This window comes from Leptolyngbya sp. GGD (genome assembly GCF_026735145.1).
In the GTDB taxonomy this organism is placed as follows: domain Bacteria; phylum Cyanobacteriota; class Cyanobacteriia; order Leptolyngbyales; family Leptolyngbyaceae; genus Leptolyngbya; species Leptolyngbya boryana.
On sequence record NZ_JAPQKE010000002.1, the window covers coordinates 60,190 to 75,819 of the forward strand.

Here is a 15,630-nt window from a genome sequence, read left to right on the forward strand (position 1 = left end):
TAGCAGGGGATTTGATAAAGTTCGATCGATGAGAAGCATAGCTGAATTTAGTAACAAGTTTAGTAAAAGATTGTGTAAATGAATGTACAGCAATTTCGGACTGAGATTCTTCAAGCAGCAGGAGCAATCAGTAGCGAAGTTGAAGAACTGCTAACTTACAATGAAAATCACTTTAAGCTGGAGCAACTTCAAGAAAGCGCTTGTTTAGACGTATTTCTCAATGATGTTTCGGCTTTTGCTCCTCAGATAGAAGCGTGGAAAGACTATGTGAGCGACTCTGAACGGGTGGGAGTCTATTCGGCCTTGAAGTCTCGATTAGTTCAGCTCCAATTTCCCATTCAAGCAGGCATCAGCACGACGCAGCAGTACCAATCTGTGACTCGAAAAGGTGCGGTACTCGATCCAAAAATTGCGAGATCGTCGCTTCATTTAAAAGCTGAAAACCACCTGAAACTGTGGATTCACCCAACCCTAGCAGGCGCAATTCCGGTGATTGTGGCTGGGTGCCGAGAGGATTTTATTGCCCTCTATCAAGCTCTCGCTAAGCGAAACGAACCCGTTCTCGTTCCAGCTTCGATGGGATCATGTATTATAAGTGGATACAACAATTGGGATCGAGTCAACCGATACAAACATCAGTGGCAAGCTCAGCATCCCGGTCAAACGACTGAAACGGAATGGCTTGTCGAATTCCAGCAACTCATTCCTCGAAAAACGCACTATCAGGATCAATTCATTCTCCTGAGTCCCGGTGATTATAGTGGTGTGTCTGCTGCCAACCTTGGTCTTCCAGAAGCGGAATGGACTGCTTACTCTTTGCAGATTCGGTTAGAGCATGAATGTACTCACTACTGCACTCGACGTTTCTTCAACTCTATGCGCAACAATGCCCTTGATGAGTTGATTGCAGACTACATGGGAATTGTTGCAGCCCTTGGGTATTACCGTTCAGATTGGTTCTTGCGCTTTGTTGGATTAGAAGCCTTTCCGGTCTATCGTCTAGGAGGAAGATTAGAAAATTATCGTGGAACCCCTCAGATCTCTGATGGAGCATTTCGAGTCCTGCAAATCTTGGTCAAGCAAGCAGCAGAGAACTTAGAACGATTTGATCAACAGATTCTGACTCAGGATCGAACTCGATCCGAAAAACTTGCAATTTTAATCGCACTGGCTGGATTGACGCTCGAAGAACTAGCTTGCAGCCAAGGAGATAAACTGATTCAAACCGCAGTTGATCACACCTTGCGATCGATGTCTACCCGATAACTCATGAGGACTAGAATGCATGGCAGAAGTATTGCTCGAAGAACTGATCGATAGCGATATTGATTGGATGACGCAAGCAGGTCGTAAACAGCAAGTAGCGACGCATCAGTTCTTGATTCAACAAAATGATGTGCCTGAAGCATTCTACGTCGTTCTCGAAGGAGCTTTGGTGGCGACGATTCAAAGCGATCAGAGCAATACTCTAGGGCGGGCTTATGCTGCAATTCTAGACAATCCTTCGACTCGACAGGATGTGCTGCGCTTTGAGATCGGAGAGGTCGTCGGAGAGACTGTTTTTTTGACGAAAGCTCCCTCTTCTATTGCAGTTCAAGCGGTCGAACCTACTTCTGTCCTGGTTTTGCCCTATGAGCAACTGCAAGCCCATTTTGAACGCGATGTTGAGTTTGCTGCGAGATTTTACCGCGCGATCGCGATTCTATTGCTCAAACGGTTTGAGTATTTACTAGAAACATTTTCTCATCGCAAAGGGCTGCAAATTCCGCCGTTACAGGATGGTCCCCTGCTCTTTGGTGAACTGAGCGATCGCGATGTGGACTGGATGATTGAACATGCGGTTGTGCAAGATGTGATCCCCGGTGAAGAATTAGTTCAGGCAGGGCGGATGCTCGAAAAACTCTACATTGTTCTAGAAGGAATGCTCTCGATTGCGATCGTGGAAGGTCAGAAAAGCAGAATGGCGAGTATCTTCGATCGCATTCAAGGCAGCGAAGCTGTGGTTGGGCGCGAAATTGCTCGCGTTGCGAAAGGAGAAATTTTTGGAGAGACTGCTCTACTCACCACACGCCTCTCCAATTACACGATTCAAGCGATCGAACCCTCGACTTTATTAGTGTTATCGACGCAGCAGATGGCACTCAAACTACAACAAGATCCAGCGATGGCATCTCGGTTTTACCGGGTTTTATCGATTTTGCTCTCGCAACGACTCGAAGGGTTGATCAGTCGCCTTGGCTATGGGCAAAACACCTATCAAGCTGGCGCACTTCTTTCCGAATCGGTGCGATATGAAGATGAAATCGATCTCGAATTACTCGATGGATTGACCTTAGGAGGAGCTAGGTTTGATTGGATGCTCCGACAACTGAATGTGAGAGGTATGCGATGACTCTACAAGATAAACCCACTCAAAAAACGACGCCTCAGAGCAATACGCCTCAGAACAATACGCCTTCTAAAAACTTATTTCGGCAAGAAGCCAGCGATCGCTTAACTTCTCCCGAACAATTGGATCAACTTGTTGAGGTCGTTGATCTCAGAGCATGGATCCCCTTAGCAACGATGGCAGGACTTGCGATCGCCGCACTGCTCTGGGGGATTTTTGGTCGATTGCCGATCAATGTGACCGGACAAGGTGTGTTACTTCGCCCCCGTAGAGTTTTACAGGTGCAGACTCCTAGTGCAGGGCGGATTGTGAATCTGACTCTGCAACCAGGTCAGGAAGTCCGTAAAGGAGAAATTTTAGGCATTCTTGATCAATCAGCAACTCAGCAAGAACTTCAGCAAGAGCAAGAGAAGCTCAAGCAATTGCAATCTCAAACCGGAGCCACAGGCGAAGCGCAAAAGCGACAGCTCGCCCTACAACGCCAAAACCTACAACAGCAGCAGACGATCTTGCAAACCCAATTACAAGAAGGGCAAGCAATGGCGCCTGTCTTACGAGATAAGGGCATTCTCGCAGTTGAAAAAAATCGCAAAGGACTAGAACTGCGATTGTCTCAGATGCGAGATCAACTGCCCATTTTGAAAGAACGGGTGAACATTCGTCGTCAATTGCAGCAAATGGGGGGAGTCAGTTCCGATACAGTCCTTCAGGCTGAGCAAGAATATAACGAAAAAATTGGGCAAATTGCAGACTTAGAAACTCAGTTGCAGCAGCTTGATGTCAAAGAATTGGAAACTCAGCAGCAATATTTACAGAATCAGGGTTCGATTAAAGAAACCCAGAATAAACTGCAAGAGATCGTCACGCAAGAAGCAAAACTCGTCGAGCAAGAATTACAACAAACCTTTGATAAGACGAATCAAATTAATGAAGTCAAGCGAAAAATTGCTCAACTCGAGTTACAGCTTTCGACTCAAGGTAAGATTATCAGCCCTTATGATGGTCGCGTTTTAGAAGTGGCTGCAATGAATGGGCAGGTGATCGAAGCCGGTGGGCGACTAGGCGCAATTCAGGCTGAAGACCCAGCAGAGCAACTGGTGAGCCTCACGTTTTTTCCTGACAAAGACGGGAAGCAAATTCAAGCTGGAATGATGTCTCAAGTTTCGCCCAGTATTTCCAAACGGGAGAGATTTGGCGGGATTGTCGGCAAGGTGATCGAAGTTTCTCCTTACCCTGTGAGTTCGCAAAGTATCACAGCGTTAGTCGGAAATGCTGAACTGGCAAAACAGCTTGCAGGAGAGTCTGCCCCCGTCCAAGTGATGATCCAACTTCAACCGGATCGCAATACCTTTAGCGGCTATCAGTGGACTTCTTCTAATGGTCCCAATCAAACGCTCACCTCTGGAACGACTGCTACTGTGCAGGTCCGAGTTGGGGAGATTGCGCCGATCGCTTACATCATCCCGCTATTTCGTAGCTGGACGGGAGTGTATTAGAGATCATGACTTTCTTCATCTCCCGCTTGCTTGAGCCGCTTAAGCCCAATCCTCACAAGACTCCGACGCTGATTCAGATGGAGAATGTGGAGTGTGGAGCGGCAGCGTTAGGGATTATCCTCGCGTATTATGGTCGGATTGTGCCTTTACCTGAACTGCGTCGGGAGTGCGGTGTATCGCGCGATGGCAGTAAGGCATCGAATATGATGAAAGCGGCGCGGTTTTATGGCATGGAGGCAAAGGGCTTCAAAATGTCACTGGAACGGCTGCAAGAAGCTCAACTCCCTTGCATCATCTTTTGGGGATTTAATCACTTCTTAGTCGTTGAACAGTTTGGTCAGGATAAGGTGTTCCTGAATGATCCTGCTTCGGGGCGCAGAAAGGTGACGCATGAGGAATTTAGCGCCAACTATACAGGCGTAGTTTTGATCATGCAGCCCGGTGCTCATTTTGAGCGCGGCGGAAAGAAGCAGGGAATGCTCCCAGCTCTGGTAGCACGCTTGAACTATTCTCGCCGTGCGATCGTATATTGTTTACTGGCTGGATTACTGCTCACCTTGCCCCGTTTAGCAATTCCTGCGTTTACTCAAGTCTTTGTCGATGAAGTGCTGGTACAAAACCGAGAGGAGTGGTTGCGCCCGTTGCTGTTGGGGATGATTGTGACCGCACTGCTCCAAGGGTTGCTAGCGCGACTTCGCCTGACGTATTTACGGCGATTACTGGTCAAACTCTCGGTCACACTATCAGGGCAGTTTCTCTGGTATACCTTGCGCTTACCTGTGGGATTCTATGCTCAACGGTATGCAGGAGAAATTAGTAGCCGCACCAGCCTGAATGATAAAGTTGCTCAGGTGATTACGAGTCAGTTAGCGACGACTGTGATTGATACGGTGATGATTGCGCTCTATGGTGTCATCATGTTTGCGTATGATTGGGTGCTGACGCTGATCGCGATCGTGTTTGCAGGCTTAAACCTCCTCATGCTCAAGCTCTTATCTGAGAGCCGCAAAGATGCCAATACTAAACTGGGACAAGAAGGCGGAAAATCGATTGGGGTCGCGATCGGAGGCTTGTTATCGATCGAGAGCGTCAAGGCTTCTGGATTAGAATCGGATCTGTTTTCTAAGTTCGCGGGCTATTACGCGAAGAAGATTAACGTTCAGCGAGAAGCGGCGATACCGAACCAAATTTTATCGACCGTACCGACCTTTCTGACGGCGATCGCGACGACTGCCATTCTAGTGGTTGGGGGCTTTCGTGTGATGGGAGGCAGCCTGAGCATTGGGATGCTCGTTGCGTATCAGTCGTTGACTCAGAGTTTTTTGAGTCCAGTGAATAGCTTGCTGAATTTTGGCAGTACGCTCCAAGATTTAGAAGCCGATTTGAATCGACTGGATGATGTGCTGCAAAATCCGCTCGATCCAGAGGCAGAACGCAGTCTCACTCAAGATAGTGGTCAAATGCTTACGGCTCAATCTGTGCGATTACAAGGCTATCTAGAACTACGCAATCTTTCATTTGGCTACAGCAGATTGGAAGCGCCTTTAGTCGAAAATTTAAGTCTGACGATTAAACCTGGGCAACGAGTGGCATTAGTAGGGGGCAGTGGCTCTGGCAAATCGACGATCGCCAAATTGATCACGGGCTTATATGCGCCTTGGCAAGGTGAAATCTTATTCGATGGCAGACCGCGCGATCAGATTGCGCGATCGGTGCTAGCAAACTCTCTAGCCATGGTCGAACAGGATATCTTTTTGTTTGGGGGAACTGTGCGGGATAACCTCACGCTCTGGGATGCCACGATTCCTCTAGATGATTTAGTCCAAGCCTGTGAAGATGCTGTGATTCACGATTTGATTCTATCGATGCCAGGTGGATACGATGCCACCCTGATTGAGGGCGGGATGAACATGAGTGGCGGACAGCGACAACGACTAGAAATCGCCCGTGCTTTGGTCAGAAATCCCTCGATTCTGGTGCTGGATGAAGCGACGAGTGCGCTTGATGCTGAAACCGAATTTATCATCGATCGCAATTTGAGACGTCGAGGCTGTTCCTGTGTAGTTGTCGCTCATCGACTCAGCACCATTCGAGATTGCGACGAAATCATTGTGCTGGAAAAAGGCAAAGTCGTACAGCGGGGCACTCACGACGAGCTACGGCAGCAACCCGGAACCTATCAAGCCCTGATCAGCACCACGACAAGTGAAGCCGAAAGCGCGATCGCTTAATTAGATTTCTCGTCCTCAATGCACTGTGTTCTCTTCACATCATGTTTGAATCTCTCTTCACGCCAGCCTCTCAACTCTTAAAAGGTAACACCCCGTTGCTGCTGGCACAGCGCGATCGAGTTTGGCGGGTTGAATCTGGTGCAGTTTCCCTCTTTGCAACGGCACTCGATGAGCAGAACGAGCCTAAAGGAACTCGACGCTATTTATTCACCTTAGAAGCAGGAGAGGTGTTGTTTGACGTGCCTCTCTTGCCAACGGGCAATGAGCGGGAACAGCGGGGTGTGATTGCAGTCGCAGCCCAAGAGACAGAACTGACTGCTTTTACGATCGCAGATTTTACAGCGAAAATGGCAGCTGATCCTGATCTAGGCATTTGGGTCGAGGGCTGGATTCAGCACTGGAATGGTTGGTTTAAACAATATCCTTTAACCGAAATCGAAAGTGCTGGCAAAACTATCCAAGCAACATCCCGCTACTTCCCTTTGTTTCCTCAACAAGTGCTGCAAGCTCCAGTCGGGCAAGTTCAGTGGATTCGGATTCAGCAAGGGAGAGTATCCTGGCTGGGATTTGACCTGTTGAACTTAGAGGTCAACAGTCCGCTGTTTCCTCTGACCTCAGAGACTTGGCTCGTCGCAGAAAATCAGGTAGAAGTGGAAAGTGTTCCGCTTGAAGAAATCGACCTTGAACACGAATTCTCGGAGAGTTTAGCGCGCTTTCACACCTATGGATTGACCTACATCAATCAGTTAGAACAGATCGATCTAGAAAGTGAATTTCAGCGATTTCAAGAACGAGAACGCCTGAATCATCAGATCACGGTCGGTGCAATGCAGGAGCTAGTCTCAACGCTAGAACCTGCGGGTACGATGCCGTTGCAAGAAGGCTCATTTCTGTTAGTGGCTGCCGGAGCGGTAGGACATGCGCTAGGGATTCCCGTTCGTCCTCCTGCTGCTTCAGAAGACGTGAAACGGCTGAGAGATCCCCTTGACGCGATCGCGCGAGCTTCTAAGTTTCGCACCCGCCAGGTCAAACTTGTGGGAAACTGGTGGCAAAAAGAGAACGGCTCTCTGCTCGCTTATACCCAAGACAATCAGCCTGTGGCTTTATTGCAAGTTCGCGGCAATCGCTACGAACTATTTGATCCGATCACGCTTCAGCGAACCTTAGTGACGGATGAGATTGCGAACACGCTGAGCAGTGATGCTTATATGTTTTATCGGGCGCTGCCTGAGACTCTGACTCGTATTTCAGATATTTTGAGCTTTGCGGTTCGGGGGCATATTCCAGATTTGATCATTGTGGTCAGTATGGGAATCTTGGGATCGCTGTTGGGGATGGTTGTGCCACAGGCGACGAATCTGTTGATTAGCGATGCAATTCCTTCTGGCGATCGCGAAATCGTATGGCAGTTGGGATTGGGATTGTTTGCGGCGGCTTGTGGGAAAGCTGCCTTTGAGATGACGCGAGGATTAGCATCGATTCGGGTCGAAAATGCTGCCGACCTAACCTTGCAAACGGCAGTGTGGGATCGGCTCTTACAATTGCCTCCAGCGTTTTTTCGCCAATACAATACAGGCGATTTGCTGCTGCGAATGTTGACGATTAGCCAAATTCGCGCTCAATTGAGTGGCGCAACTCAGCGCACGTTACTCAATGCAGTTTTCGCGCTGTTGAATCTAGCACTGATGTTCATCTACAGCGTGAAATTAGCGTTTGTGGGTATTTGCATCACGATCGTCATTTCCATACTGACTTCGGTGTCGAGCTTATTGATGGTTCGCAAGACGCGCAAAAAAGAAGCGCTGGATGGCAAATTAAACGGTCTGAATGTGGAACTGATTAATGGGGTAGCAAAACTGCGGGTAGCGGCAGCTGAGAATCGCGCCTTTGGAGCCTGGACAAAGTTATTTAGCCAGCGCATCCGGTTACTTGCTGGAATTCAGCGCATTGATAACAGTGTAACCGTCTTGACTGAAGCATTGCCTGTGCTCAGTTCTGTTCTGATTTACTGGTTTGCACTTTCGTTTATCGAAGCGGCACAAAAAGAAGGCATCCCAGGGCTAACACTGGGGACATTTATGGCATTCAATTCTGCCTATGGCACGTTTTTAGGGGGGGTGAATGATCTCAGCAATACGGTCACGGATCTGTTAAACATTGTGCCGCTATGGGAGCGGGCAGAACCGATCGTCAAAGGGAAACCAGAAGCGGATCTCACGAAAGCTGATCCCGGTCGATTGCGAGGTGCGATCGCGCTTGATCATATTGCTTTTCGTTATCGCGAAGATGGTCCGATGATTCTGGATGATGTGAGTTTGACGGTAGAACCTGGAGAGTTTGTAGCACTGGTCGGAGCATCTGGAAGTGGAAAATCGACGCTGTTGCGGCTCATCCTTGGCTTTGAACAAGCCAGTGCAGGCACAGTGTTTTATGACGGTCAGGATCTCGCAGGTTTGGATGTGCAGGCGGTGCGACGACAGCTTGGGGTCGTGTTGCAGAATGGTCGAATTGGTGCAGGTTCGATTTCTGAGAGCATTACGGGCGGAGCGCTTGTTTCTTTAGAGCAGGTGTGGGAAGCGGCTGAGATGGCAGGGTTTGCTGAGGATATTCAGAATATGCCAATGGGAATGCACACGGTTGTGAGTGAAGGGGGGCTGAACTTGTCGGGTGGACAACGGCAGCGATTATTGATTGCACGGGCGATCGTGTTGAAGCCGAAGATTATTTTGTTTGATGAAGCGACGAGTGCTTTGGATAATCGGACTCAAGCGATCGTGACTGAGAGTTTGGATCGGTTAAATGCGAGTCGAATTGTAGTGGCTCATCGTCTGAGTACGATTCGCAATGCCGATCGTATCTATGTCATGGAAGCAGGGCGAATTGTGCAGGTTGGGACGTTTGATGAATTGGTGAATCAAGATGGACTGTTTGCTAGATTGGCGGCTAGGCAGTTAGATTAATTGATATTTCAGTACACAGAACAAAGTCCGCTGAAACCGCTCCTCATCCTCTTCAGCGGACTTTGTTCAATTCGCTCCGAATTCTATAAGATTCCATAGAATTCAATTGCTTATCTCATCACATCACTTAGTCAAACAACAATGCCGAAGGAACTTGGGCAGGTGCGATCAACCGGAGCAAGGTATAACCAATTCCTGCCTCTCCTCGGAAGAAACTAGGAACATAGACGCTGATCGGAAGCGCTGCTTCTAGCTTGTATCCCCCTTGTCGTTTTGCGGAGTGAATAACTTGAGATGCATACCGTTGAGCATCAGCGAGTAAACTAGGCTGAGCCAGACGATCGCTCGCGGTCAACAGCAACTCAATTTGCCCCATCTTGCCGCAGCAAAGCTGTTCAACTCCTGATAAGGTCAGAAAATGAGTTGTGGTTTGAATTGCGGTTTCAATTTCTTGGTGAATTTCATCAGTCGCAAACTGCTGCAAGCCCCCTACCCGAGCGAGACCAATCCCCGTTGCACCATGACACCAACTCGACATCAGGGGGATTTCTACTTTGCGACGATCACCTCGAATCAGCGCTGAAAAATCTCGTAAATCTGGCCAATTACCGACTGCGGGAATGAAGAGACTTTGTTCATATGCGATCGCTTCAATTGCCGCCGTCCGAAATTCAACTTGTCCAGACACCTCGGCTAAATGCAACAATGCATAGGCAATTCCAGCAGCTCCATGCGAGAAACCTGCGAGTGGTTGCCCATCTAGCGTTTTCCAGGCTCGACCTTGTGCCATCGGCGTACTTTCATTGAGTAAATGCTGACCACACGCGATCGCAGATTTCAGCACCGTAGCCTCTTCAGTAACGCGATAGAGTTTGAGCAAGCTCAATAGCGCTCCTGCGGTGCCCGAAATGATATCGAAACGTCGATCGCGCTCAATCGTCTCTGGAGTCAGAGAATGTGCAACTTTCACAGCCTGTTCGAGGAGCGTTTGATCGTCTAGAAATAGGCTAATCTGTGTCAGGCTATAGATTGTACCGCCGAGTCCAATTGCTGTTCCGATATCACTTGAAAGGTTCGGTTCCGGCTGATTGAGCGACTGATGAAGCTCTTGTAATGTGTGCATACACAAGTGTCGATACTGATTCTCTGAAGTCACCTGTGCTAGTGCCGCGAGGAACAGAGCAATTCCTAATTTGCCGTCATAAAGTCCATTGTCCGTGGGCTGGAGATGGAATCGCTCATCTTGAGGCATGAACTGCGGAGCAAGCCAGGTCACACTGCCATCTGGAGCAGAAATCGCACGCTCTTGAAGACGTTGAGCAATCTCGATCGCTTCTGCAAGGAGTGCATCGTGGCTCAAACTGCGCTGCTCGGATTGTTGCATTAAGGACTCATCTACCGCAGTTCCATGTCCAGCGATCGTTCTTGCTCCTAAACTGGCATAAATCAATTGGGATTGAAACTTCAGATCCGCATCGCTCAAGCGCCGAACCCGATCTAGCATGACTTCAAAACTGGGGTCTCCTAAAAAGTTCTCGACTCGACTATCGGGCAACTCTAGTACCGCTTGATTTGCAGCAACTGTGAAACAAGGAATGTCTAATTGTTCCATTTGTCGCTGCTCTGAGCGAATCACTGACCAAAAAGGCGGTCTGTCCTGTGCGGAAATCATCGCCCGTTTCAGGAGTTCTAATTCAATACTGCGATCGGCTCCATCTCGGAGATATTCTGGGTTTCTGAGTTTTTTGAGTAATTTGAAATAAATATTGGTGCGCCGAAAGACAACTCGAATCGATTGCGATTCCATATTCCACAAAGGACTGTCCTTTGCGAGCAGTGCCTCTCGATGTGAAAGCAGAAACCGATACATCTGCTCAAATCCAGTCATGACTGCATCGACCCAGTCCCGCAGATGAGCAACTTGCCCATTCAATGTCGGAGCATTGCCAACGGGCGGTGGCACTGGAATGTCTTGCAGTCTCAAAACCATTTGGTCGGTATTCGTCTGATACCACTGTAAACCTCTGTAGACTAGATTCCAGTCTTCATAGCTGCCGAGTCCACTGTAGTCAAAGACCGTGCTATTTTGATCATCCATCTCCCAAGACGGTAACAGCGCCGTTCGTAAGACAGAATTTCCCATTTGATACAGTGCCATGCTCTGAGCCGTTTGAGCTAGCTCGATCGATTCGGATTTAAATCGCGGATGCAGTAAGGTTTCAGCATCAATCACTACGAGATGTTCGCCACTCGCGATCAGATTTTCAAAGTGACAATCTGTCGCTTCGAGTACGTACATCAAGCAGAGAACCATGCCTGCCCGTTGATAGAACCGTTCAAGCTGATGAGTATTTTCACAAGGGCGAACTTCGGCAAATTCTACCCAGGCATAGGTTTCTCGGTAAAGAATTTGTAAGGCTTTGAGCGGCAGGGGACATCCTCGATCGTTGAGCCAGGTTAGCAGTTTGTTATAGGCATATTCGATTCCCAGAGGTTTTGGCTTGTAAATCAAGCGCAAATTCGGTTCGATCTCCAGCGCCATGACCATTCGCCCATCTCGGTGTGAATCAGAGAGCGCTGGCTTGATCGTTGTCACTTGCCCTAGCGTTTGATCCGGTGTGAACGTTGTGGCGATCTCAGTCCAATCTGCATCTAAGTGCTGGAGAAATTCAGTATAAAAGTTAATCCAATGGAGGGTTTGCGTCGCTAACAAGCGAGCGAGTACGGGATACTCTTGCAGAAATAATTGCAGCTTGCCTTGCAGCATTTCCTGCACAAATTTGAGATAAAGACTGTTACCGGGGACTGCTTGAAGTTGATTGAGCAAGCGAGAAAAAGAGGACTGTTGATGTCCTCGCCAATTTCTGAAGGTCAGATCGATCGCGTGAGAAGCAGTATCAATCAGGTGAGTGAGGAGCGATCGCTCTAAAGCTGCATGAGCGAGGTTGCTGAGGCGTGGCGTGAGGTGATGGGTCTGCTCAGCTAAAGTTTGCTGAGCTACGGACACAAAGGGGGTAAAAACTTCCTCAAACGGCAGAGGATTCTCCGCGTCTAGAAAGCGAGTCGCTGATGGGTCTCGAAGGGTCAATGTAGACGGTGCAAAGTCCAAGACGGTTCTCAGCAGTTCTGCCCAAGCAGGCAATGGCACACCTGAACGAACTTCGACGGGGGAGATTGCCTGCATTGCTTGCTCTAGCGTCAATCCATCCCAGGTTAAAATCTCATGAAAGCGATCGCGATCGCCTTTGGCAACCGCTTGACACCAGGCATCTAAGCGCGATTGTAATCGGGATTCACCGAACGAATCTAAAGCGGGTAAGAAAATCGAGGAGTCAAGCCGTTCGTAGAGCGTACTTGCTTGAGCGACAAGACGATGCAATTGTGCGGTAGTGATCCCAGTTTTTGTAAAATTCATTCACGATTTCCTGTCATCGGATTAGTTGTTATGCCAAAACTGTTGTTAATTCATCTTGAACTGATTTCCCGTCCAGGTGCTTCGACGAGTAGAGCTGGAATTGAGCTAATGCTTGTAGAATCGTTGCGGTGGTAAAGATGCGAGCGTGATCAAATACGAGACTGCCTTGAACCGTTCCGTGGTAAATCCATTGGTCAAATTGATTGGGCATTTGGTCATCCGGGTAGGGAACTCGCAATCGAGCGGAAGCAGCCCAAGAGCCATCAGGCTGTTGCTGGTCTAAAAGCCAATCCACTACAGTGACGATTGCTGCCTGAACAGCAGGATTTTCTGGCTGCAATAACAACAAACGCAGACACCAGGCAGTCGCAAACGGGGAACCCGTAGGATGATCTAATGTGGGGATAAAGCCTTCGTCAGTCAGGCGATTCAGTCCCCAATTGACTGCTTGAGTGATGCGTGGTGAATCTGGTTGAGATACCGCGATCGCTGCTGCTGCTAGGGCTGTACTGTATTCAGGATCTTGCCACCAGTAAGCGTCCCAGTTTCCATCTGCTGATTGAGTCGATTGTAAATAGTGGTGCAATCGCGATCGACAAGTGGACGGTAAAATTCCATGGGGTAAAGTCGCGATCGCAGCACTCACACAGGGATGAGAACCACACCAACCCTCTAAAGTCTGTTCTGGTGGCGCATGGATAAAGGCTCGAATCGGTTCTGCTCGCTCATAGGTCGAAAAGCCGCCATCCGGTCGTTGATGGGACAGCAGAGAATGCACCGCCTGCTGGATTCGCTCTGACTCTGTTTCTTCTAAGGTCGCTGCTAACTGAATTGCCCATCCTGTACTGTCTGCATCTCCGGGTGGAAAGCGGTTATATCCCCACGTCTGATTTGCTCGGTGAGTGCGGGTATTCAGCAGCTTCCAGGACTGTTGCATGACCGATGGAATACGATCATCTGACACACCAGACAACATCATTCCCACATATCCAGTTACCCATTCATCGCTGATGCCTGCTGCTAAGCGAAAATCTGCCCACCATCCCTGAGGATCACGAGCTGCTAACAAAAAGCTCACGGCTGAAGATAAGGCTGAATCCAGCGATCGAGGTTTCTTGTGCAGAGATATTCTGTTTTCAGAGTTCAACGAAGCGACTGGAACATGAACAGGATTTACCAAGCAGCTTGTTGACTTGTGCATCACTCCAAAATAGATTTTGGCAGCAAGGGGTAACCCAGGTTGATAGAGTAATTTGAGATGATTCAATCCTCGTACATAAATGCGTTGATGAATCGCTTTACCCACGCTATAGCCTGAATACTGTAAGAGCGCATCTCGGGTTTGTGCCTCACACAGTCCTTCTTGGACGAGATGATTGAGAAGAGAACGCCATTGTCCATTAACACAGGGCAGATAGCGAGACAGATAAATGCCTTCAATACCGATTCGCGGATAGAGGTGTTCTCCCACATCAAGAGACAAGATGATGCCATCGACGTAGGGCATGAGAGCATGGGCGATCGCTTCTAGCTCTGCAACATCGCCTTGCCAGCCCAGAGTAGCAAGATAGGGAATCAATTGAGAGGGTGAGCCAACCAAACACAAGCGCACAGCCTGCACGCTTCGGCTCAACATCACTCCCACTTGAAATACCCCGGTTTTGGCGGGAAGGCAGGTCAGACATTCGATCAGTTTAGCTTGCACCGCATCTGGAAGTGCTGTATTTAGAAGCACAGGCAGTGCTTGTTCCCAAATCCAGTCATACCTAGTAGAAAGACTGGGTTGGCTTTGCTCTGGTCTAAATAACACTCCGGGGACAGGCAGATCATCAACCTGATCACGCTCTAAATCAAACTCTAGCCACAGATCGGCAATGTGATAGTGCAGCAAAGCGGACGGATCAGCCCAAGCAGCACAAAACTGCTGAATCTGTTGCCACGCCGGATGGCGATCGAAGACCTCTGGAAGCCGCTGGTTGGGATGATATCCGGCGAGAATTGCACCTTCGGGTTTGTCGATATGAATGGCAAAATCAACCGTTGATGAGGCGGGAGCCAGACGATACTCAAATCCATAGGTGTCGGTCAGCGCATCGGGAAAGAACCGACTGACTGCTTTCAACTGTTCTAGGGCTTTGGGAGCAATCAAGGGCGTCAGGTTTGGCTCAATTTGAGTCAGAGAGTGTTCCAGGGAGTACAACCACATGGTAAAAGCTCCTATGATCGCTGATAGACGATCGGATTCATGTCGGTGACGGCGAGATCTCCTGACTGCAATCCGGGAAGACAGGTATTGAGATTATGCTGGCGAATCACAGCAGCAAAGTGCTCTTGGGGCAGAGCGTTTGAGGATACGGGTGGCATCGATACCCTAGCTCCATCGGCATAGTAAACCACCACGAAGGCTTCGCGGGTGCTGTGATCGGTGTTTTGGCGAGAACTGTGGAGCGTCCACCCCCAATGGAAGCTGGCATCTCCGGCTGCCATCGCGCCATAGTTGCAGAACTGGAAGCCCCGTTGTGCGATCGCATGTTCAAACTCGTTCAGGGAAGCATCCATCGGCATCGAGGTTCCCATATAGCCTTGTAAATGAGAACCTGTCACGAAGGTCATCGGAGCCATGTCAGCCGACACATCGGAAATGGCAATCCACATCGTGACAATTTTCTGGGTATCGAGGGGCATGAAGTAGCCATCCTGATGCCAAGGAGTGTTACCACCACCGGGGTCTTTGAAGTAGGACTGATCCCGAAACAATCGAACGGTATCCACACCTAAGAGATCAGCTGCAATTTTTCCAAATCGTTTTGCTAGAACAAATTGGCGAGCGGTCGCATCCAGTTGCCAGAGATTTTCGACAAATTTCCAACCCTGACTTTGCCCTGCGACAGATTTCTCCATTGCTTTGCGTTCTAGATCGTAGCGATTGACGGCTGCTACGAGTCCAGGACGATAGGCTGCGATTTCATCTATCGTCATTATGCTATCGAGCCGCAGATGCCCCATTTGTTGAAACGTTTCGATCTGCTCTGGGAGCAAAGGATAATCGCCGTTCAGTTCTGGCAAGATTGCGAAACGGGAAAAGATGCTCTGTCTCATAAGTTGCCTGTGAATAAATTGATATTGGGCAGATTAGGGG

At 48.9% G+C, this 15,630-nt stretch carries 8 protein-coding genes; 5 read left to right on the top strand and 3 right to left on the bottom strand.

Going from position 1 to position 15,630, the window contains the following annotated elements:
• Positions 1-78 precede the first annotated feature (78 nt).
• From OU814_RS09330 to OU814_RS09350, 5 genes are read left to right on the top strand one after another with little or no spacing between them, the layout of a single operon-like run.
• On the top strand, positions 79-1,266 hold the full coding sequence (locus OU814_RS09330) for a DUF7005 family protein (RefSeq protein WP_190650271.1): 1,188 nt from the start codon (positions 79-81) through the stop codon (positions 1,264-1,266).
• A gap of 19 nt (positions 1,267-1,285) precedes the next feature.
• Positions 1,286-2,392, top strand: a complete 1,107-nt coding sequence (locus OU814_RS09335) for a cyclic nucleotide-binding domain-containing protein (RefSeq protein WP_268182189.1) — start codon at positions 1,286-1,288, stop codon at positions 2,390-2,392.
• On the top strand, positions 2,389-3,885 hold the full coding sequence (locus OU814_RS09340; RefSeq protein WP_268182191.1) for an NHLP bacteriocin system secretion protein: 1,497 nt from the start codon (positions 2,389-2,391) through the stop codon (positions 3,883-3,885). Before OU814_RS09335 ends, OU814_RS09340 begins: the two co-directional genes overlap by 4 nt.
• A 5-nt stretch (positions 3,886-3,890) precedes the next feature.
• Positions 3,891-6,116: an NHLP family bacteriocin export ABC transporter peptidase/permease/ATPase subunit gene (locus OU814_RS09345; RefSeq protein ID WP_190650277.1), complete on the top strand. Its 2,226-nt coding sequence runs from the start codon at positions 3,891-3,893 to the stop codon at positions 6,114-6,116.
• Between the two features lie 41 nt (positions 6,117-6,157).
• Positions 6,158-9,076: an NHLP bacteriocin export ABC transporter permease/ATPase subunit gene (locus OU814_RS09350; RefSeq protein ID WP_268182193.1), complete on the top strand. Its 2,919-nt coding sequence runs from the start codon at positions 6,158-6,160 to the stop codon at positions 9,074-9,076.
• Positions 9,077-9,203: 127 nt separating this feature from the next.
• Here the strand turns inward: OU814_RS09350 and OU814_RS09355 are convergent, their stop codons facing one another.
• From OU814_RS09355 to OU814_RS09365, 3 genes are read right to left on the bottom strand one after another with little or no spacing between them, the layout of a single operon-like run.
• Positions 9,204-12,491, bottom strand: a complete 3,288-nt coding sequence (locus OU814_RS09355; protein ID WP_268182195.1) for a type 2 lanthipeptide synthetase LanM family protein — start codon at positions 12,489-12,491, stop codon at positions 9,204-9,206.
• Positions 12,492-12,519: 28 nt separating this feature from the next.
• On the bottom strand, positions 12,520-14,697 hold the full coding sequence (locus tag OU814_RS09360; protein WP_268182197.1) for a prenyltransferase/squalene oxidase repeat-containing protein: 2,178 nt from the start codon (positions 14,695-14,697) through the stop codon (positions 12,520-12,522).
• Positions 14,698-14,708: 11 nt separating this feature from the next.
• Positions 14,709-15,590 carry a phytanoyl-CoA dioxygenase family protein gene (locus OU814_RS09365; RefSeq protein ID WP_190650286.1) on the bottom strand — a complete coding sequence of 294 codons (882 nt, stop codon included), beginning with the start codon at positions 15,588-15,590 and terminating at the stop codon, positions 14,709-14,711.
• Positions 15,591-15,630: the final 40 nt, after the last annotated feature.

What these genes read in the sequence shown, in the direction of transcription:
- OU814_RS09340 (WP_268182191.1), top strand. Translation starts at nt 2,389, where the DNA reads ATGACTCTACAAGATAAACCCACTCAAAAAACGACGCCTCAGAGCAAT.
- OU814_RS09345 (WP_190650277.1), top strand. Translation starts at nt 3,891, where the DNA reads ATGACTTTCTTCATCTCCCGCTTGCTTGAGCCGCTTAAGCCCAATCCT.
- OU814_RS09335 (WP_268182189.1), top strand. Translation starts at nt 1,286, where the DNA reads ATGGCAGAAGTATTGCTCGAAGAACTGATCGATAGCGATATTGATTGG.
- OU814_RS09360 (WP_268182197.1), bottom strand. Translation starts at nt 14,697, where the DNA reads ATGTGGTTGTACTCCCTGGAACACTCTCTGACTCAAATTGAGCCAAAC.
- OU814_RS09355 (WP_268182195.1), bottom strand. Translation starts at nt 12,491, where the DNA reads ATGAATTTTACAAAAACTGGGATCACTACCGCACAATTGCATCGTCTT.
- OU814_RS09330 (WP_190650271.1), top strand. Translation starts at nt 79, where the DNA reads ATGAATGTACAGCAATTTCGGACTGAGATTCTTCAAGCAGCAGGAGCA.
- OU814_RS09365 (WP_190650286.1), bottom strand. Translation starts at nt 15,590, where the DNA reads ATGAGACAGAGCATCTTTTCCCGTTTCGCAATCTTGCCAGAACTGAAC.
- OU814_RS09350 (WP_268182193.1), top strand. Translation starts at nt 6,158, where the DNA reads ATGTTTGAATCTCTCTTCACGCCAGCCTCTCAACTCTTAAAAGGTAAC.